This window comes from Falsihalocynthiibacter sp. SS001 (genome assembly GCF_042445055.1).
Classification (GTDB): Bacteria; Pseudomonadota; Alphaproteobacteria; order Rhodobacterales; family Rhodobacteraceae; genus Falsihalocynthiibacter.
This window is the reverse complement of sequence record NZ_CP170339.1, coordinates 2,069,722-2,092,754: the sequence shown is the minus strand read 5'-3', so window position 1 is coordinate 2,092,754 and position 23,033 is coordinate 2,069,722. Positions and strand designations below refer to the sequence as shown.

The 23,033-nt window shown below is 56.5% G+C and carries 2 protein-coding genes; both read left to right on the top strand.

The annotated features are described in order from the left end of the window. The first annotated feature begins 10 nt into the window (after positions 1-10). Positions 11-703, top strand: coding sequence for a hypothetical protein (locus ACFE33_RS09990; protein WP_380052866.1), 693 nt, complete (start codon positions 11-13; stop codon positions 701-703). Beyond that, on the top strand, positions 703-22,971 hold the full coding sequence (locus ACFE33_RS09985) for a leukotoxin LktA family filamentous adhesin (protein ID WP_380052864.1): 22,269 nt from the start codon (positions 703-705) through the stop codon (positions 22,969-22,971). Before ACFE33_RS09990 ends, ACFE33_RS09985 begins: the two co-directional genes overlap by 1 nt. Positions 22,972-23,033: the final 62 nt, after the last annotated feature.

Genomic DNA, 23,033 nt, shown 5'->3' with positions numbered 1-23,033 from the left:
GGAAGTATGTATGATGAGTAATGCGATACTGAGCAAATTTATTACGCCCGTGGCGATGTCCGCTGGCATTGTATTTGCACTATGTGGGCCAAGTCTTGCCCAAGCAACCACCGACACCGCCGACACAGATACCATTCTGGCCGATACCAGCGCCAATGCAGAGGTAACTGGGTTTCGGTCTGCGGAATTCGGAATGGACGAAGAGAGCGTGCTCGCGGCGATCAAATCCGACTTCGGGATTGAGGCAGACTCGGTACTTTCTGGCGAGAACAACGTCGAGCGCACGCGGGTTCTGACGGTTAGTATCCCTGATGTGCTTGAGGGTGGCGGTACTGCGAAGGTTTCGTATATCTTCGGGTACAAGAGTAAGGGCCTTATTCAGGTCGGCATCTCATGGGGGGCGGACACAGATCCCAACATGACAGACGCGCTGCTTGTGGCAAATGGCGACGTACTCCGCAGCCATTTCATCGCGCAGGGCTATGACCCCGAAACCATTTCAGTCAACACCCCCCTAGATACTGGTATTTTATTGTTCCGCGGTTCGGACTCCGAAGGGCGTTCGTCGATCCTCTTGCTTCAAGGTAGCTTTGAGGACAGCGGCGAAGGTCAGAAAACGTTGCTCCCCCAGAGCTTGGCGCTTTTGTATTCGCTCAATCCGGATAATCCCGATGTATTCAAAGTTGAGAGTGGGAGTTTCTAATGAAAGATTTCATTTCTCAACCCGTCGCCCCGATGGCCATGATGACCAAGCGCAAAGCGACACGAACTTCGGTTCTTAAGGCGAGCGCAAGCCCTTTTGTTCTAGCGATGGTGGTCGCCGCCGGAGGGGGCACACAAGCAAACGCGCAGGCGCTTAACCTAGGTGGCCCGAGCGCAAATAAGATCACCCCAGATGGGCGCACCAATACCAATGTCACGGTCTCTGGGAACCGCACAAAGATCACAACCGGCACGGTTTCAAACGGTGTCGGTTTTAACTCGTTTAAGGACTTCCAGCAGGCCTCTGGCCAGCGCGTAGACCTCTTCGTTCCAGACCGCGCAGGTAGCCTTGTGAACGTGGTTCGCAATGGTTCTGTGATCGTGAATGGCGAGTTGAACGCCTACAAAGACGGCAAAATCGGCGGTAACGTCTTTTTCTCAAGCCCTGACGGTTTTGTGCTCGGGAAATCGGGCACAATCAACGTCGGCTCTTTAACGGTGAACACGCCAACGGGCGCGTTCCTTGATAAGGTTGTGCGCGCAGATGGCACCGTCAACAACGCCGTGGCGCAGCAGCTCATGCGTGGCGAGATTCCGATGTCCTCAAACGGCGTCATCTCTATCGCGGGTAAAGTGACGGCCAAGGGCGGAATTACCCTTCAAGGTCATACAGTTAACATCAACGCGAACACAGGCCCCCTTACGGGCGAAGACCTCGGTCAGCGTACAAAATTCAACGCAACCGTTAACCAAACCGGCCTTGTTGAAGGGGCGGCACTTGTTGCGCGCGGTGGTTCGTTGGCGATTGTCGCACAGAACGAAGTGCGCGTTGGCGGGCGCCTTGATGCAAGTGCGAGCGAATCTGGAAATGGCGGCGATATCAGCGTGACATCGCGCGGGAATATTACCCTTGAAGGAACCGCAGAGCTAAGCGCCGATGGTGCCGGAGCACGCGGCAAAGGCGGCACGGTCATCGTCAAAGCGGACGGAGACCTTTACGCACACGATTTCGCCTATCTTTCCGCCATAGGTACAGGCACAGGAAATGCAGGTTTTGTTGAACTGAGCGGGAAAAACGCGCTGATCGGCGCGGTAAACGTGAACCTGACAGCCGACGAAGGCAAAGCTGGGACGCTTCTGTTTGACCCCTATAACCTATACATCGGTGGTTCGGTCACAGACAGCGGCACCGATGATGATTATAGCGCAGCGCCAAGCATTTACTCGGTGGGCGCAAACGTCGTTCTTGAGGCCGATAATTCGATTACCATCGTCGCTGGCGGTGTTATCGACTCAACAAACGGCGCGGACCCAGCAGGGGATATCACCCTCGAAGCACCTGAAATCATCCTAGAGGATGGTTCAACTATTACCGCAGGTACGACGGGTAATGTCTACCTCACCGCTGCGCGCACAAGCGGTGGAACCGCCTCGATTGAAATCGGGCAGGGCGCGGGCGTCGCCCCGATCTTGTCTGGTGCGAATATCTATCTCTCCGCCACCTCTACTTTGGATCAATCGAGCCTGTTGCTCGCCCTTCCCAAAGCAGAAGCGATCATCACGCTGAACTCGGCGAACATCGACGCAAGCGACATCTTTAGCGCTACGGCGACCGCCGCCTCGAACGGTGGCGTCGGCATGTTGCCAATCGGCGTGGTCGTGACGGATGTAACCTCAGCGGTTGACGTGCTGGGCACGACAGATTTGAGCGCAGGAAGCATAGCCCTTACGGCGGATGCAACGGTTGAATCCAACATCCTTACAGAGTCCCTCGCCCCTGCGAACGCCAAGGCCGACGGGGCCGTCGCGGTATCGACAATCAACAGCACCTCACGCGTTAAGATTGGTGGCAACAGCAACGTTAACGCAACTGGCGCAATCGACCTTCTAGCACGCAATGCAGTCACATCAGTGGCGGACGCAACCCCACAAACAGCCGCCTTCGGCGCAAGCGTTGGTGTTAGCGTTGTTGATGTTAACACATCCGTGGAACTGTCTGAAAATGCTACACTAAATGCAGACTCTCTGACGCTTGAGGCCTCGACCGTTACGGATATTTCCGTCACTGCCAAAGCGGCAGAAGGCGGCTCAACGGGCAATAAAGCAGGCTCGGAAGCGGACGAGCAACTTACCAATTATGAAGAAGAAGCAAGCACAGCCGATGGATCGGTTTCCGTCGTTGGCGGCCTCGCCGTTTCTGATCTCACATCAGACACATCCGCAACGATATCTTCCTCTATTGCAGCAGGAATTTCTGGTGCCGTAACGGTCAAATCGTCAACTGAAAACACAGCAAATGTCATCGCTGATGGCTCTGCGGTGGACTCTACAACGGGCGTTGGCGTTGCGGTTGGGATTAACCTCGCCAAAGTCAAGAATGACGCAGTGATCGAGACCGACATCACCGCAGGAAGCCTAGATCTATCCGCGCTGACTACGGGCGACGGGAACAGCTTCTCGACCGAATCCACTTCTGGAGCGGGTGCATCGAATGTCGGTGTGGCCGGCTCGGTCGCCATCAACCTGATCGACACGCAGAGCGTTGCGCAAGTTGCGTCTGGTGCGACGGTTGCGGCGTCTGGTGCGGTGAATTTGACGGCGGATAATCAAGGGTCGAGCAAGGCGGAGGCGCTTCCGGTTGGGGGCGGTGCGTCTGGTGATCAGGTTGGGGTTGGCGCGTCGGTTGCGCTGAACATTCTGGCGAACCGCTCGACAGCCGAAATCGCGGACAGCGCGACGGTGACGGGCGCGGGCGCGATGACGCTTGCGGCGAGCGGCACCTATGAGGCGGAAACGGTTGCCGAAGCGGGGGCTGCGGGCGGCATTGCGGTGACCCCTGCGCTGGCGCTTTCGATCATCAACAACACCACGACCGCGCGTCTTGGCAGCGGTGCAACCCAGGCTGCAAGCGGCGATGTCTCGATCTCTGCGGCGCAGAGTTCCTCAACAATTACAACGGCTTCCGGCAAGGCCGCAGGCAGCAAGGCCGCCATCGGTGCCTCGCTCGCACTTGCGCTGATCGACGATCAATCCCTCGCCACCACCGAACGCAACATCAACGCAACGGGAAGCGTGTCCTTCTCGGCCATGGGTGCGTCGAGCTCTGTTCTGACCTCCACCGCAAGCGCTTCTGGCGGCGCGGCAGCTGAGGACGACGGCTCCGCATCTTCGGGCGAAGAATCTGATGTGGATTCCACCGTCACCAAACAAATGGGCGCGGGCTCGGACAAGCAGAAGGCTTCGGGCGTTGGCGACAGCAGCCAGCAAGCCTCCACCGAAACGGCGGCGAATGACGAAGAGGGGCGCTCTGCCTCCAGCGGCGGCAGCAAAGTGTCGGTCGCGGCGGCGGTTGCGATCAATGATCAAAACAACACCGTTCAGGCGGTGGTTCCGAATGGTGTCGAGATCACCTCCGGCGGTGTACTGAGCATCGAAACGGCAAACAATACAACGGGCGAAGCGACCTCGACAGGGGCGGCGGTTGGCGTTGAAGACGAAGCGGGCAACACGCCTGATCCGGCGCAGATCGGCATCGGCGCAGCGGTTTCCGTGAACGTTGTGAAATCAAAGAACGACGCGATTCTGGGCGTTGCAACTCATGATACCGGTGGGCTGAATATCGCGGCACTGAAGCTGGATGTTGCGAAATCCATGGCGGATTCGACCAACACAGACACGAAATCCGACAGCTATATTGCCTCTGCGACCTCGGGTGCGGGCGGCAGCAAAGTGGGCATCGCGGGCTCGGTTGCCATCAACCTGATCGACACGCAGAGCGTTGCGCAAGTTGCGTCTGGTGCGACGGTTGCGGCGTCTGGTGCGGTGAATTTGACGGCGGATAATCAAGGGTCGAGCAAGGCGGAGGCGCTTCCGGTTGGGGGCGGTGCGTCTGGTGATCAGGTTGGGGTTGGCGCGTCGGTTGCGCTGAACATTCTGGCGAACCGCTCGACAGCCGAAATCGCGGACAGCGCGACGGTGACGGGCGCGGGCGCGATGACGCTTGCGGCGAGCGGCACCTATGAGGCGGAAACGGTTGCCGAAGCGGGGGCTGCGGGCGGCATTGCGGTGACCCCTGCGCTGGCGCTTTCGATCATCAACAACACCACGACCGCGCGTCTTGGCAGCGGTGCAACCCAGGCTGCAAGCGGCGATGTCTCGATCTCTGCGGCGCAGAGTTCCTCAACAATTACAACGGCTTCCGGCAAGGCCGCAGGCAGCAAGGCCGCCATCGGTGCCTCGCTCGCACTTGCGCTGATCGACGATCAATCCCTCGCCACCACCGAACGCAACATCAACGCAACGGGAAGCGTGTCCTTCTCGGCCATGGGTGCGTCGAGCTCTGTTCTGACCTCCACCGCAAGCGCTTCTGGCGGCGCGGCAGCTGAGGACGACGGCTCCGCATCTTCGGGCGAAGAATCTGATGTGGATTCCACCGTCACCAAACAAATGGGCGCGGGCTCGGACAAGCAGAAGGCTTCGGGCGTTGGCGACAGCAGCCAGCAAGCCTCCACCGAAACGGCGGCGAATGACGAAGAGGGGCGCTCTGCCTCCAGCGGCGGCAGCAAAGTGTCGGTCGCGGCGGCGGTTGCGATCAATGATCAAAACAACACCGTTCAGGCGGTGGTTCCGAATGGTGTCGAGATCACCTCCGGCGGTGTACTGAGCATCGAAACGGCAAACAATACAACGGGCGAAGCGACCTCGACAGGGGCGGCGGTTGGCGTTGAAGACGAAGCGGGCAACACGCCTGATCCGGCGCAGATCGGCATCGGCGCAGCGGTTTCCGTGAACGTTGTGAAATCAAAGAACGACGCGATTCTGGGCGTTGCAACTCATGATACCGGTGGGCTGAATATCGCGGCACTGAAGCTGGATGTTGCGAAATCCATGGCGGATTCGACCAACACAGACACGAAATCCGACAGCTATATTGCCTCTGCGACCTCGGGTGCGGGCGGCAGCAAAGTGGGCATCGCGGGCTCGGTTGCCATCAACCTGATCGACACGCAGAGCGTTGCGCAAGTTGCGTCTGGTGCGACGGTTGCGGCGTCTGGTGCGGTGAATTTGACGGCGGATAATCAAGGGTCGAGCAAGGCGGAGGCGCTTCCGGTTGGGGGCGGTGCGTCTGGTGATCAGGTTGGGGTTGGCGCGTCGGTTGCGCTGAACATTCTGGCGAACCGCTCGACAGCCGAAATCGCGGACAGCGCGACGGTGACGGGCGCGGGCGCGATGACGCTTGCGGCGAGCGGCACCTATGAGGCGGAAACGGTTGCCGAAGCGGGGGCTGCGGGCGGCATTGCGGTGACCCCTGCGCTGGCGCTTTCGATCATCAACAACACCACGACCGCGCGTCTTGGCAGCGGTGCAACCCAGGCTGCAAGCGGCGATGTCTCGATCTCTGCGGCGCAGAGTTCATCAACAATTACAACGGCTTCCGGCAAGGCCGCAGGCAGCAAGGCCGCCATCGGTGCCTCGCTCGCACTTGCGCTGATCGACGATCAATCCCTCGCCACCACCGAACGCAACATCAACGCAACGGGGGCCGTGTCCTTCTCGGCGGGTGGAGTTTCAAGTTCTACGCTGTCTTCGACGGCGAGTGCCGCGGGTACGAAAGCGGGTAGCGATGCGGATGCCGCGCCAACCAGTTCGGGCGAGAGCGTTGATGACACAACGACCGCGCAGATGAATGACGGCGCGGATAAACAGCAGGCCTCGGGTGTTGGCGATAGTTCGCAGCAATCCTCGACCTCTTCGCAAGCGGGCAACAGCAGCAAGCGTTCAGCCAAAACTTCAGAGGGTAAGGTTGCGGTCGCGGCGGCCGTTGCGATCAACGATCAGAAATCCACGACCCAAGCCGTTGTTCCGGACTCAGTCAGCATCGTTTCCGGTGGCGCGATTAGCATTAAATCTGCCAATAACACCAACGGTTCCGCCACGTCCGACGGATCCGCCGTTAAGGCCGAGGGCGGCGCGGCGACGCAGATCGGCGTTGGCGTCGCAGTTTCCGTGAACGTTGTCGAAGAGACAAATACCGCCCGTTTGGGCAACGCAACCCATAGCGGGAATGGCGTGAATGTAGCGGCGGTTCAGTCGCTAGATGGCAGTGATGTCACCGATGAAATCAACGCGCAGGCAACGTCTGGCGCGGGTGCGTCCAAGGTTGGCATCGCGGGGTCGCTCGCAATTAACACGGTGAATGCAGATACCTCCGCCACGATTGGAGAGTCTGCGATTGTGAATGCGGGTACGGGTACCTCTTCGATCATTGCCGAGCAGAAAATGAACGCGGTGTCCAAGGCGCTTCCGTCCTCTGGTGGTGCAACTGGTACTCAAGTTGGGGTGGGTGCTTCGGTTGCGCTTAACTTCATCAATACAGATACTTACGCCGAGCTGGAAGACGGCGCGACGTTTACGAATGGCAACGGTTTCAATGTCTCTGCGAGCACCGATGTTTCAACCGAAACAGAGGCTTCGGCAGGGTCGGCTGGCGGGATCGCCGTTGATGCGTCGGTCGCATTGGCAATGCTGAACCAAAACACAGTTGCGCGTATCGGTACGGGCAATGCGCTCTCGATGGGGACGGGCGCGGTTACAATTTCGGCGTCGAACGCGGGCACACATAGTGCGAAGTCCGATGGGAACACCAAGTCCGGAAAAGCGGGTGTTGGGGCTTCTGCTGCGCTTATTCTCGGCAACGGGGATGCGGATGGCGCGCTTGAAAATACATCTGTAACGACGGCAAGCCTTGAGCGGGATCTGACGGCGGGGAGCCTTGCGATTTCGGCAACATCTTCTCGTACATATGACGCCCATGCAACGGCAACGGCCGAGGGTGGCAAATTCAGCCAATCTGGCGATCAGAAGAAAAACGACACAACTGGTGGCTCTTCGACAAGCGCCAACACGATGGACAAGACCCAAGGTTCGCAGCGTGACGGGCAGGGCAAGAAAAACGGCTCCAAGGTCACAGTTGCAGCCGCAGCAGGTATCGCTGCCGCGCAGGACAAAGTCACCGCCAGCCTTGGCGATGTGACGGTCAATGTGGGCGGACCAGTTTCAGTTGATGCGGCCAATACGGTTGGATTGGCCGTGTCGGGCGATGGTTCGGCGGTGAACGCCAAGAGCCAAATCAGCGTCGGCGTCGGCGTTGGCCTTGCGATCCTGAATAACAAGACCGAGGCGTCGATTGCGGATGGTGCGTCGATCACATCGGACGGTGTGGCTGTTTCGGCAACCTCCAAAGAGAACGCGCAGGATGGCTATGAATCCAAGCTCTCGGCCCTTGGTATCGCGGGTGCTGGCGGCAAGAAAGTAAGCGTCGCGGGTGCTTTGGCGGTGGGTATTTCCACGGGCGATACACAGGCGTTGATTGGCGACAATACGACCATCACGAGCACCGGAGCGGTGACCGTTGATGCGGATAACACAAGCCACCTTGCGGCGAAGGCTGCGGCGGGATCGGTTGCCACTGCTGGAACAGGGATCGGCGCATCAATCGCAGTTGCCGTATCCGAAAAATCCTACAAAGCGACCGTGGGCGCGGGCGCGAATATTGCCGCAGAGTCCCTGCGCGTGCATGCTCAGAACCACAAGATTTCCGGCACAACGAAGTTCGATTTCACCGATCTCGATGATCTGCGTTCCAAAATCACATCAGGGCAGCTTCTTGGCGATAATAACTACTATGTCGAGGCCATCGGTGGCGCGGCGGGTAGCAAGACATCCGTTCAGGGCTCATTCGCCGTAATGACCTTCGATGATGAGGTGCTTGCCACCGTAGGCGAGAGCCAATCCGGCGCTTTGATCACGGGGGCGACGCTGAACCTTGGAACGGGCGAAGCACTCATTGAGGCCCAGAACGACATCACCGCGAAGGCGCTCTCGGGTGCGATTTCGCTGAGTGGCGGAACAGGGGCTGGCCTTGCAAGCTCGGTTCTTGTGAGCAGCGGAACAGTGCGCAGCGCGCTGGCGTCCGGCACAACAATCACAAGCGCAGGCGGCCTCACCAATCAGGCGCTCGCTTCGCAAGATATTCAGGTGTTCGGTGTGTCCGTCGCCGCCGCCGCATCGAATGCGGTGAATGGAATTGCTACGGTTCTGACGGCAGAAAACACCGTTGAAGCGCTCGTCGGTAATAAATCAAGCCTCACCATCAATGGCGACGCGACGATCAAGGCACAGAACGATTTCGATAACTTCAGCCTCGCTGGCGGCGCGGCTGGTGGTGGTAGCAACGGTGTTGGCGCGGCGGCCTCGGTCGTTACGGTAAACAACATCACGCGTGCCGAAATCGAGGATGCGGATTCCACCGCGAACGGCGCAGATATCGACGCAAACGGCGCAATTGAAGTTTCGGCATCTGCAACAGAGACAGGAAAAACAGTCGCTGCGGCGGGTGCTGCTGCTGGCAGCAACGCAGTCGGCGCGGGTGTTGGCGTATATGTTCTGAACACAACGACAGAGGCGCTTGTTGGCCGTTTTGCCAGCTTGGGTCGCTCGTTCAGCGCGGGTTCCACCATTGTTTCAGCCACGGATACGACCAACCTTCTGAGCATCTCGGGCGCGGCCTCTGGTGGCGGTAATGCCGGTGCGGGTGCGGGTGTTACAGTTGGTGTGATCACCAAGTCGACCAAAGCGGAAATCGACGATAATGCTGATGTCGATAGCGGAAATATCATCGTAAACGCCAAGAGCAGCGAAGATATCTCAATGATCACTTTTGGTGTCGGGATTGGCGGCTCTGCCGGGCTTGCGGGCGCGGTTGCAGTGGACGCGGTTAACACAACAACAACAGCGCGCGTCGGTGAGAATGCGAACCTCTTTGCCAACGGCAACGTTGCCGTTATGGCCGACAACGCGACAAACATCGACATGCTAGATGGCTCTCTTGCAATTGGTGGATCGGCTGGGGTCGGGGCCTCGGTTGGGGTAACGGTTGTGAACACCGACACGAATGCTCTGATTGACGATGAAGCCGATGTGACAGCGCTCGGCAATCTTGCGGATCAGGATGTCGTCATCGACCACAAGGCGAAATTCATCGACTATGGCGCTGACGAAGGGTTTGCTGCGGCAGATGTCGATCGTAGCGAGTACGAAGGCACAGCAGGATCCGAAGATACTCTGCTGACCTCTGCGGATGCGCGGACACAGGGGCTGGATCTGCTCCTCAAGAAGCGGGTACTGGATGATACGGTTACGCTCTCGACTGTGAAATCCATGCGCGGCGTGATCGTTAATTCGGTTGGGACAACTTCGGTTCGGTCGCTTTCGGCCGGTGGTGCAGCGGCGGGCTCCGTTGCTATTTCGATCTCGGCGAGTGTGCCTGTTATTACCAACAATACCGAAGCTTCTATTGGTGAGAATGCCCTCATTAACAAAACATCAGGCTCCGCAAATGCGCTTCAGAGCGTTTCTGTCGCGGCGGCGAGCGATGTGTATACCATGGCGTTCTCGGGTGCTGTTGCAGGCGGCGGTGCAGTTGGTGGCGGCGCGGGTGTAAGTGTTGCCGTTGTCGATGCGACAACAACGGCGCGCATCGGAACAGGCGCAGAAGTTGCAGCCGCACGCGATGTGCTCGTTTCGGCGCAGGCCAAACAAGACCTTGCAACTATGGCTGCTGCGGGTGCCGTTGGTGGCACTGCGGGGCTCGCAGGAAGTGCGACGACCTTTGACATAACAAGCAATACAACTGCTGAGCTTGGCGGTACTGTTGTGGCACAGAACAACGTGGATGTGCTGGCAGATGATGTGACGCGTTCCGCGATGCTGGCTGGCTCTGTTGCGATTGGCGGCACAGCGGGTGTCGGTGCGGCGGTTAGCGTTATTTTGCTAGATAAAACAGTGACCTCTTCTATCGCAGATAATGCGGATGTAACGGCACTTGGCCTTGTTGAAGACCATCAGTTGTACGATGGCTCTTCATACTCCGGGACTACAAATGGTCGTGGTGTGAATGTCGCTGCGAACTCTGGTCAGTCCGTCTTTACCCTCGCGGTATCGGGCGCTGGCGGTCTCTATGCGGGCATCAGCGGCGTGGTTGCGCTTGATTTGATGGATGTCACAACTTCGGCCTTTATCGGCGCGAATACCAAGATCAACCAAACGTCTATTGGCTCCGCAGGTTCCACTCAGGATGTTGTGGTCTCTGCACGGGATACAACTGTAACTTCGGTTGGTGCTGGTGCGGTTTCTGCTGGATTGGTGGGTCTCGCGGGTGCCGTCGATGTTGGCATCTTCAAGAACACAACGGCCGCCTACATTAAGAGCGGCGCAGAAATCAACGCCACGCGGAACGTGATGGTCAGTGGCCTTGCGAACAAGGCAGGCGCCGCAGAGGTTGCGAGTGGATCCGGCGGAGCAATTGCGCTCGCGGCGGGTATTGCGATCTACAACTACGGCGACGGCGTTGCACCAAACGGCGAAGCTGATAAGCAACTCGGCGAGTCCAGTGATGGCGCAGCGGATATGGATGGAATCCAATCCGATGCACAAGCACAAGCGGGCAACAGCCAAGTTGATGATCTCTTGAAAGAGTCCGACAACGACCACGTAAAAGCAATTTCGGCGAGCGCACAAGCAACGCGCGGCACGATTGATATTGCAAGCGCCGCTTCGACGCTTTCGGTTCCTGCGGGTACATCGGCGAGCGTAGGCGACGCCGAGATTAACGCAGGTGGTGCGTTGAAAGTGAACAGTTCTGACGACCTTGTAGTTGATATCACCACGGGTGCGTTTGCAGTTGGCGGTGGTGCCATCGGTGCAGGTATCGGTGTGCTTACCGTTGAGACAACCAGCACTGCGAAAATTGACGGCGGTAGCCGCAAGATGACGGTTGGCTCTGTTGAGGTTAAGGCCAAGACGGATCACGATCTAGAGGGCGACAGCTATGTTGGTGCGGCGGCAGGTTCGATCGCACTTGGTGCGGACGTCAGCGTGTTTGAGGATACATCGTCAACCAACGCCTATATCAATAACGGTAATCTCGAAGTGACAAATGCTGTGTCGGTTATGGCCGATGCTCGCCGCTGGATTGATGTCGAAGGTTATGGCGTAACGATTGCCGGTATTGCTGGGGTGGGCGCCTCGGTTGCAACGTCGAAAATCGGCGGTGCGGTCAATGCTCATATTACCGGAACCGATATCACGGATTCCGGCTCCATCGCGGTTGTGGCACTTTCGGATGACAAAGCTAAATCCATCACTGTGGCCGCGGGCGGCGGCGTTGGCCTGTCTATTCAGGGTGCGTTCACGATTTCCGATGTGACGCCAACAGTTTCAGCATTGATCGACAGTTCGAACCTGTGGTCCACTGGCGAGATCAAGGCCGAAGCAGATGCAGACGCCGAGGTCGAGACTTCGTCCTATGGTGTGTCCGTATCGGGCGGGCTTGCGGTTGGTGCATCGGATGCGGAATCGCACGTTGGCGCAATCGTCAGCGCGAAAATTCAAAACAATACAACTCTGAACGCGGGCTCTATTATGGTCTCCTCTGATCTGGATACCGCCAAGGCGAAATCCTACGCGCTCGGCGCGGCGGGCGCGCTTGTAGGCGTCAGCGCAACCAATGCAGAGTCAACGAATACGTCGTCCTCTATTGCTTCGGTCAGTGGTGGCAATCTGACGGCCAGCGGCACGATGAGTGTCACAGCCAACAGCATCGGCGATCAGGATGCCTATGCAACAGGTATCGCCGCAGGGATCGTGGCTGCGGGGTCGAACACCACTTTGGCCTCTTCGAATGTCACAACGCACGCAACATTGACCGAAGTAAACCAACTTCGGGTCGGTGGCCTCACGGTGACCGCGGATGGCACGACGGTAAACACTGCCGAAACCATTGCTGGTAGCGGTGGCGTCATTGCAGGCTCTGCTGCTGTGGCAACCACCAAGAGCACAAGCTCCACCAAGGCACGCATCATCAACAACAGTGGCGTGACCTATGATCTCAATATTCCATCAGACGCGATCACGCTCGAAGCCAACCAGACCACAACATTTGCAGGTTCTGTGGACAGCAGACAAGCTTCTGTCGTCGGAGCGAGCGGCGCGAATATTTATCATACTGTGAACTCGGACGTTGATGCTTGGATCGTTGGTGCCATGAATATCTATGGCCGCGATCTCATCATGACCGCGACTAATAAAACAATAAATAATTCAGATGGTTACAACGTAAACTCAATCTCTGGCGGGTTGGCAAATGTTCCTGCGGGTGGCTCGACAGTTAATGTCACGCACACCACGAATGCGGGTCTTGATGACAACACTTATGTGCATCTTCTGTCGCCTTCTTCTGGCTACTCGTTGTTCCAGTTGGCAGCGTCAAATGATGTCACCGTCAACCAGAAAGCCAAGCTCGACTCAGGTGGCGCCATTGCGCTCGCCTTTGCCGAGGCTGAGGGTACATTCAATATCGACGCAACGGTTGGAGTTGGCGATAACTCTACGGTCCTTGTTGATAAGGGCGACGCGAAAATGGCTGCGTGGAGCAACGCGGATATTGATCTGCGGGCAAATGCCACGACCTATGGTCTTGCGGGCGCACCAAGTGGCGACGCCAAGATCACATATACGGGTAACAATTCCGCCTATGTCGGAACCAACTCTACAATTCAAGCGTCTACTGGCTATACGCCGCTTGATGGTTCGCTTCCAAGCTATGCCGAAATCGATATCAACTCGGGCGTTGATCTGGCGGGTAATGCTGGAAAGCTGATCTTTAACGCGATTGTTGACCTCTATAACAAAACTGCGATCCCAATCCCAACAGGGCCAAATCCAACGGTTACTGCGGTTGTGAATTCGACGGTAACCCTTGCCGCCGATAGTGAATTGCGCGCGGCGGGTGATATCACCATTAGCGCAAGCCGTGGCAACATCGACGCGACAGCAAAAGGTACGGGCAAAGACATCTATCGCGAAGCCTTGGCCAAAGCAGCGAGCGCGGTCTCGAACGCATTCGGCGGCGGGGATGTGACCTTTGACTATCACGGTGGTTCGACCAACACGAATGGCGGATTGGCCTCGGTTCTGGCGGATGGCAAAATCCAGACAGGTATTCAGCGCCACAAGATCCTGACGATCAACTATGTCTCCGAAAGCTGCGATATCACGACGCAGGCCTGTATCGCCGCGCCGACAGATGCCGATAACATCACCTACACCGTTTCCGGACCAGAAGAGGTGGGCACGCAAATTCTCGAACGTCTGCGTGAACTCAGAGCGCTTCTGGAAAAATATGACGACGATGTTATCGCCAAAGCAGCTTATAAGAACGAGATTGATTTCCTTGAGAACAAACTCGTAGCACTTGGGTTGGGTGAGTATAACGCCTCTGGAGAATTCGTACCGGGTGCATATGCCGGTCCTTCACCCAAAGACGCCGCCCTTGCGGTCGTTGATCAAAGTATTTCGGACCTTTCGACAGTTAAGTCCGACTTTACCCAGGCGGGCTTGGTTAGTGTTACGGGTACGCTTACGGACGCTGCGGAACTGATCAAGAACTACTATGACGGCGGCACATACGGCGTTGTTGCGACAGCAGATTCTGCAATTGCATCTATTCAAAATCTAAGCACATATGCTTCTGCTGATAGCACCTATTATGATGCTGCGATTGCGGCGCGGGATGCGGGTGCGGCGGCGGCTACGGCGGCACAGACAGCCAAGAACAATATTATTGCCAGCCGCGATATCATTACCCAGAACACAGCTTTGATTAACAGCGCGACTGCAAGTCTCGAAGCTGCGTTGCTTGCGGGGCGGACAGCGGATGCAACGACCGAGCAAAACAACATTGCAAATGCCAAAGCGGCGATTGAAACAGAACTCGGCAAGATCGAAACCTATACTGCGACGCTGAAAACCAAGACAGCCTTGGCACACAGCAGCGCGACAGATTTGCACACCGCACTCGACAATCTGATTGCTTCGGCGCCAGAGTATACTAACCCGAATACGACCAGCGATGACGCTGCGACTAAGGCCAATGCGATTGCGGATCAAACAAGCAAGCGGTTAGCTGATGCGGCGATTATTACTCAACTTAATCAGGCAATCACGACAAATAGCGCTGGTGAGGTTACAGGTGGCGGTAGCCTGACGTTTATCTCGGAATCTGCTACGCGTTTGGCAACGGAAAATACCAATGCGACAACCGAAGCCAACAATATCCAGAGCGCTGTAAATACGCTTCAGCAATCGACAACCTCAGCAGGGACGATTGGTGGCAGCAACTCGCTAACGCAATATGTCGACCTGTTGTCGACGCTCACAACGCAATTGGTTGACAACCGCAATACTGCGGCTACGGCTTCTTCCTCAAGCGGGTCGCCAACAACATATGTGATTGAGGTGGACGATACCGTTGCGCGCCTTGGCAACATTTCGATCAATGCCGATCAGCTCACAGGTACGGGCCTGTTGAATGCGCCAACCGATGCGAAGATCGTCATCACAAATAACACGTCTAACCAGCTCAAAGTCGGAAACCTGATCATCCCGCAATATGATGCTGGGCACCTTCGCTTTAACGGTGTGCTGATCAGTGAGAACGCCGATATCACATCGCTAAACACAACAGGTGCGGCGGCGAACTTTGCCAATATCAACACTCAGGAAACCGCAGGCTCCAGCCGTGGTATCGTCGAGTTGACGTCGAACTATAATGCTCAGAGCCTGACGTATTATAACCCGTCCTCGCCGCTGACGCAGGTTAACACACAGCGCGTAGCACCTGATATCATTACAAAATCCGGAACAACCATTGAGAACTCCAATGGTTCGGTCAAGATCACCAGTGCTTCGGGCAACATCTATGTGAATGGCTCCATTAATGCCGGTTCGCTGGATATTGTGGCCAAGAACGGTGATTTCGTTTCCAGCTATGTGAACGGATTTGACCATATCGGTGGTGACCCGGCTGCGTTTAACTCACCAACCCGTGCGAGCGAAAAGGGCTCAGGGATCACGGCCAATGGCTCGATCTCGATCTCTGCACGCTTCCTGAACATCAACAGCCGTATTCAGAGCGGTATCGCGAACTTTACGCTGAACATTGCCGACAACCAGTTGTTGACCACAGACAAGCCAACGGAAATTGGTCTGACACAAGCGGCAATCGACGCGAAAGTCGCGCAGTATATCCTCGATCTAGAGGGTGCGTCGCCAGTTTCGCCGATCTTGTCGATCACCAACTCTAATGGGCGTACGATTACGATCAACATGGCTCCTGCGGGGGTTGACCCAACCGAGCTTGCGGACGCAATCGCTGATTACCAAACACGTTACAGCGACGACAACACCACAAGCCCTGTCGTTACGCTGAAAGTTAACGGCGTTGATACAAGCTTTAATATCAAAGACTTGATCTCGGGCGATATCAAAGGGCGTCTTGAGTTTACAGTAGACGATGCCGATAACTTTGGCGGCTCGAACACCTATGCTGTTCTTGACCCACAGCCAAATCGTGCGAATGAATTGGGCGCGGCCTATGATACAGCGAACAAGCAGTATGTCGTTGATGGAGCCACGGTAAGCGGTGGATACATTCAGCTTTTCGGGCAAATCCTGAACACTGCCTCTTCTGGTGCCGAGTTGAACGTTCTAGATGGCTTTGGCCGTATCGACATTAACAACGCCAGCAATATTCCTGTCGTTCTGCAATCGCTTAGCACGGGTAAGGACGACACAGGGACGCTGCGCGGAACTCAAGGTCGTATCGAGATTACCAACGTTACCTCGGTGGACACGTCTAATGTTCAGAACCCCGATGTTAAAGTCACCAAGACGATCTACACTCGTGATTATGATCCTTCTGATCCTGCGAATGCCCAAATCCGGATTGCGGAGCAGAAGGGGTATATCAATTCCGACGGCGATATCATCTTGGATGGGGCATTGAACACGTCATTCGACGGAAACCGTACTTCTAGCTATACGCCAGAAGGGTATGCCCGTTACGTCTGGACAACGGGCGAGGACTTCAAGGCAGTCTCACGCTATTCCAACATTCGCAGCCAGATCTTTGGCGCAGATGCGTTCACATATGACAGCGTTGAAAAGCTGACGTCCCTCGGCACACCACAACTTGAGAGCCTGTATCGATTGCCCGAGGGCACCTACATCACAACTGAAAGCACTCAGTACGGCGGCGCAACAGCGCGGAACTCTGTGAATGGTGCGATCCTATCGGTGGCCCCAACAACCGGTACTAACCAGTCTCTCAACGATACTCAGTATACCGAAGCCGAGATTTCCTATGTCACGAAGAGCGACTTGGAGCACACTGGCTCTTCACGCGACTGTAACTGGTGGACGCTCTGTATCGACTCCAAGAAAACGGATTACTACAAGCTCACTCAGGAATACACGACGATCAAAACCAAATCGCTTAAGGCGAATAACACGATCAACGTGAATTTCATCGGTCAGGACCAAGGCCAAATCACCGTCAATTCCAACAACGGCGGCAGTGTGATCCTGACAGGGACACTCGACAACGTTGCGGGTAACACAACGATCACCGCAACTCAGGCGGGCTCTTCAATTGTTCAGGGCAACAACGATGCGCTTATCTCGGCCACAAGCATTAATCTGGACGCGGGTGACTACGTGGGCGGTGTTCCTGCCTCGGTGATCAATGCTCAGGATGCGGGTACAGCCTTTAGTCAGGCACCAGCAGACGCGGCAATCATTGTACGCCTCAACGGTGCCAATGCAGGAGACGGTGGCGTAAGCGCCAACGCACGCAATGGCAACGTATCACTTCTGAGCCGTAGCAATCTGGTGGTTGATCAGATCACGGCCTCTGGCTCTCCTAACGAAGGTAAGGGCAACGTTTCGCTCGTGGCCTATCGCGATATGCTCGCCAAAGACACAGACGCCTTTGTTCAGGGCGCGCGCGTCGATCTTGTTGCCATCAGTGGCGATATTGGTGGCACTGCGGACGATCAGATGTTGATGGTCAACACGGGCTTCACCACTAACCCTGCGGAACGTCCGTTCGGCGATCCGGCGCTTGATCCATCCATCCCGACAAACGCACGCTATGGCCTGAGCGCCACAGCAAGCGGGGACATCGGTATCCGCTCCGCAGGTTGGAACCCGCAAAACGGCGAGGCCAGCAAGAACGAAGATGGCTCGATCCTTGTGGATCAGGTTCTCTCGATTGGTGGCGATGTCCGTCTGAAATCGAGCGGGTTTATCCTTGATAACAATCCGATCGAGGTCATCGACACTCGCACATATGATGAGTTGCTCGGTTATTGGGAAGAGCTTGGCTTGCTTGCCGAGGATGCGGCCCGTGGCGTAGACGGCACCAACAATGCCGAAAAACGCGACCAAGCGGTTCTTGCCTATAAGCAATCCAAGGAGCACGCGTACAACCAATATTGGAACCTTCGCGATCAACAATCCGATCCATCGGTTTATGATCCGTCCTTCCAAGTTGTGGTAGTTGATGGATCACCTCAACATGCGGCGCTAACATCTTATTATAGCGATCAAATTCTTGCGGAGAACCCAACCTACACAACAGATCAGGTTAACACAGCCGTTGCCGCAAAAATCGACGAATACGAAGCTCAGCAGACTGCCGAATACCATGCGCTGAACGAAACAGTTGGTGGTTTGACAGCATCTTACGATGAGAACTTCAGCTATGTGGTTTCAACCGAAGAAGCGAGCGAGCTGCTTGACGGTTCGATTTGGACCGAGCGGGAACTTGCGTTCTCTATCGCTCCCGGTGCGCTGAAAACCGTAACGGGCACGAACCCGATCTCGAAAGATCCGAACGTGTCGGGTCTTGTTGTTTCGCTCGATGCGGGCAAAGGTATCGGCGAAACCAAGGGGCAACTCTCGGGCGATCCGGGTATCGAAATCCGCTCGTCGCTTGATCCTCGTGATCTGACTAATGACCAGAAAGTTGCCTTGGCATCCGCAGAGCGTTCAGACTTGCTTCTGACCCTCGGTGTGGTCGCGCTTCCCGATGGTTTCTATGATCGCACAGGTAACGAAACGCCAGAAGAACTCGCACGTCTCGCTGAGCAACTCGAGGCGTTCCAAGCTGCAGAGGCGCTTGGGCTGACAACGGGTGCACCAAAAATCGACATTCAGCTTGGCGACAAGTTCGAAGACCTTTCCGAAATTCAGAAAGCCGCGCTAAATGCGGCGGCTCTTGGCTTGGTCTCTGCGGATGATACGCTTCTGACTGCACTGAGCAAGCGCCCACTTAACTTTGCGGCGGCAGATCGTCTTGATGTTTCGGTCGCAAACGTAAGCAGCGTATCTGATCGTGATTTGGGCGCGACATACCTTGCTTCCGAAGGTTCGGTTAAGCTCGGAACTGTAGACACATACGGTGAAACCCGCATCAAGGTGCGCGGCGACATCAACAACGCTACTGGCGCGGATTCTGTCTCGACCGGAAACCTCATTCTTGAGGCTTCGCAAGGCGGTATCGGCAACATCAACCCGCTGCGTCTGGACCTCGTGACAGGCGCAACCACAACGGCGCGCGCACAGAACGGCGTTAACATTGCGTTCGATAACGATGGTTTGATCGACACGATTTACTCGCCAGAGAATATCAAGCTTTCTGCCAACGGATCGCTCATCAACGCGAATGGCGACAACCTGATCAACATTCTTGGCTCACAAGTTGAGTTGGTGGCTGTGAACGGATCCATCGGAGAGCCTACACAGGCGCTAAATGTTGGTGTAAACCTTGGCGGCGGCATTGATGCGACTGCGGGCAACGGGATCAACCTTTATGGCCCATCAAGCTTCCGGTTTGTCATTCAAAACGCAACTTCCACAGGTGGCGGAACGATCACTCTGACCGGCGCTGAAGAGAGCGAAATCGACGGCACAGTCGAAACGGCTGGCGATATTGCCCTCATTGCAGGTTCCCGTCAGGTTCTGACCGAGAACGCCGAAGTCCACACAGCAGCAGGCGACATCACCGTCAACGCGGGTTCGCTCAAGATGTTGAACGGCAGCAGCACCACCGCGGATGCGGGTGCTGTGGATATTGTAACCACGGTAGGTGATGCGCTTGTAACCGCGATCACCGCAGGGTCGGCCGCGGCAAATGCCGTTTCGATCCAAGCCGCAGGGCGCATTTTCGCAGGAACGCTTGATCCTCGCATCGACATCAAAGCGATGACCGCAGGCGCAGGTGTGAAACTTGTTGCGGAGCTAGGCATCGGTGACAAAACCCAAGCAAACACAAAAGCATGGGATGGCGTTGGCGACGAAGCAGGCACTGCGAATGCGGTAACAGACGTTCCGAACCCGCTACGCATCATGACGCACAACATTGATGCCGAAGCGAAAAACGGCGACATGTATCTACGTGCCCTCAGCGACACAACGCTCACAAGCGTGAAGTCCGAGTTCGGGACCATCAACGTCGAAGGCGACGCCGCCCTTACGGTCACATCTGCCCTCAGCGGTGGAACGCAGACTTTCGTTGGCCAAGACGACGTAACCTTCGCACAACTCACCACAACAGGTCTTCCAGCGGATGCAGGTGACGTGAACGTGACTTCGGTCAACGGTGCGGTTGTCGGTGGCGACATTGATGCCAACGGCAACGTGAACCTGAGCGGCAACGGCGTGACCTTCGGCGCGCTGATCGCCGGCCTGAACGCAGCCATCGACTCCTCGTTGGAGATCGTCGGTGACACGCTTGAAGTGGCGGGCACCATCGACGCAACGGCGGGTACAACGATTGATGTGAACAGCGCGCTGAGCGGTGGCACACAGACTTTCGTTGGTCAGGGCGACGTAACCTTCGCACAACTCACCACGACAGGGCTGCCAGCCGATGCGGGTGATGTGAATGTGACTTCGGTCAACGGCGCGGTGATCGGTGGCGATATTGATGCCAACGGCAACGTGAACCTGAATGGTAACGGCGTGACCTTCGGCGCGCTGATCGCTGGCCTGAACGCAGCCATCGACTCCTCGTTGGAGATCGTCGGTGACACGCTTGAAGTTGCAGGCACCATCGACGCAACAGCGGGCACAACGATTGATGTGAACAGCGCGCTGAGCGGTGGCACACAGACTTTCGTTGGCCAAGATGACGTAACCTTCGCTCAACTCACCACAACAGGTCTGCCAGCGGATGCGGGCGATGTGAACGTGACTTCGGTCAACGGTGCGGTTGTCGGTGGCGACATTGATGCCAACGGCAACGTGAACCTGAGCGGCAACGGCGTGACCTTCGGCGCGCTGATCGCTGGCCTGAACGCAGCCATCGACTCCTCGCTTGAGATCGTCGGTGACACGCTTGAAGTGGCGGGCACGATTGATGCAACGGCGGGTACAACGATTGACGTGAACAACGCGCTGAGCGGTGGAACGCAGACCTTCGTTGGCCAAGACGACGTAACCTTCGCGCAGCTCACCACAACAGGTCTGCGCCGGGATGCGGGTGATGTGAATGTCCGTTCTGTGAATGGCGCGGTTATCGGTGGCAACATTGATGCCAACGGCAACGTGAACCTGAATGGTAACGGCGTAACCTTCGGCGCGCTGATCGCCGGCCTGAACGCGGCCATCGACTCTTCGTTGGAGATCGTCGGTGATACGCTTGAAGTGGCGGGCACGATTGATGCGACTGCAGGTACAACGATTGGTGTGAACAGCGCGCTGAGCGGTGGAACGCAGACTTTCGTTGGTCAGGGCGACGTAACCTTCGCACAACTCACCACGACAGGTCTGCCAGCCGACGCGGGTGATGTGAACGTGACTTCGGTCAACGGCGCGGTGATCGGTGGCGATATTGATGCTAACGGCAACGTGAACCTGAGCGGCAACGGCGTGACCTTCGGCGCGCTGATCGCTGGCCTGAACGCAGCCATCGACTCCTCGCTGGAGATTGTTGGTGATACGCTTGAAGTGGCGGGCACCATCGACGCAACGGCGGGTACAACGGTTGATGTGAACAGCGCGCTGAGCGGTGGAACGCAGACTTTCGTTGGTCAGGGCGACGTAACCTTCGCACAACTCACCACAACAGGGCTGCCAGCCGATGCGGGTGATGTGAATGTGACTTCGGTCAACGGCGCGGTGATCGGTGGCGATATTGATGCCAACGGCAACGTGAACCTGAATGGTAACGGCGTGACCTTCGGCGCGCTGATCGCTGGCCTGAACGCAGCCATCGACTCCTCGCTGGAGATTGTTGGTGATACGCTTGAAGTTGCAGGCACGATTGATGCAACGGCGGGTACAACGATTGACGTGAACAACGCGCTGAGCGGTGGAACGCAGACCTTCGTTGGCCAAGACGACGTAACCTTCGCGCAGCTCACCACAACAGGTCTGCGCCGGGATGCGGGTGATGTGAATGTCCGTTCTGTGAATGGCGCGGTTATCGGTGGCGACATTGATGCCAACGGCTCGCACTTCTTGCAGGGTAATGGGGTGACCTTCGGGACCATTATTGCGGGGATCAACTCCAAGATCCGTTCGACGCTGGATATCATCGGTGACGTTCAAATTGCGGGCGAAACCATTGACGATAGCGCAGGTGTAGGCGGCAACAAAGGATCTATCCGCATCGGTCTGATGAAGGCGCGCAATATGCTGTTGGAAGCGACGCATAAACTGGTTCTGCCGGATGTGCGTGTTGCAGAGTTCATCCGTCTGCGGGCGGATATCATCGAGGCCAATATCACTCAGGATCCGAACGGTCCAAACCCACTTCGCATGACGATTGAGGGACACGGAGGTGGCGTGGCCACACGTGCAACGCTTGATGTCGACGCGCCGGCAGGGATCATCGTTCCGAGCTATCGTGTGGTGGACTCCACTGTGGATACGACCGCAACGATGGTGGATGTGCGCGATGCGTATATTCCTGGAACGGCGGTGCTGACCACTCCAGACCTCAAGGTTCTGGTCAACAACCGTACGCCTGCTCCGGTGGAAGATGTGAATGTACAGATCCACGAACAGGACTTTGCCTTCAAGTTTGATGTGGACGGCTTTGAGGCGGACACAACGGGCATCGTGGTTCTGTATAACGTCGCTCCAGACTCAACCAGTGAGAACCCATTGGCGTACTGGGGGATCAGTCTGATCCGTGACACGGTGCGCTTGATGCCAAATGCGGATGAGGCAATTCCAGTGAGCGAAAGCGATGACGGAGAAGAGGAAGATGATGATCTTGGAGATGGACCATTTGTTAAGGTTGGGGGCGTAAACCAGTCGGTCTATACCTCTGGATTTGGTCCGATGGTACGATTGAGATAAGTGCGAGTAACAAACAGGCGGCCCCATTCGGGGGTCAACAAGTAGCGGCGAAATGACAAAAA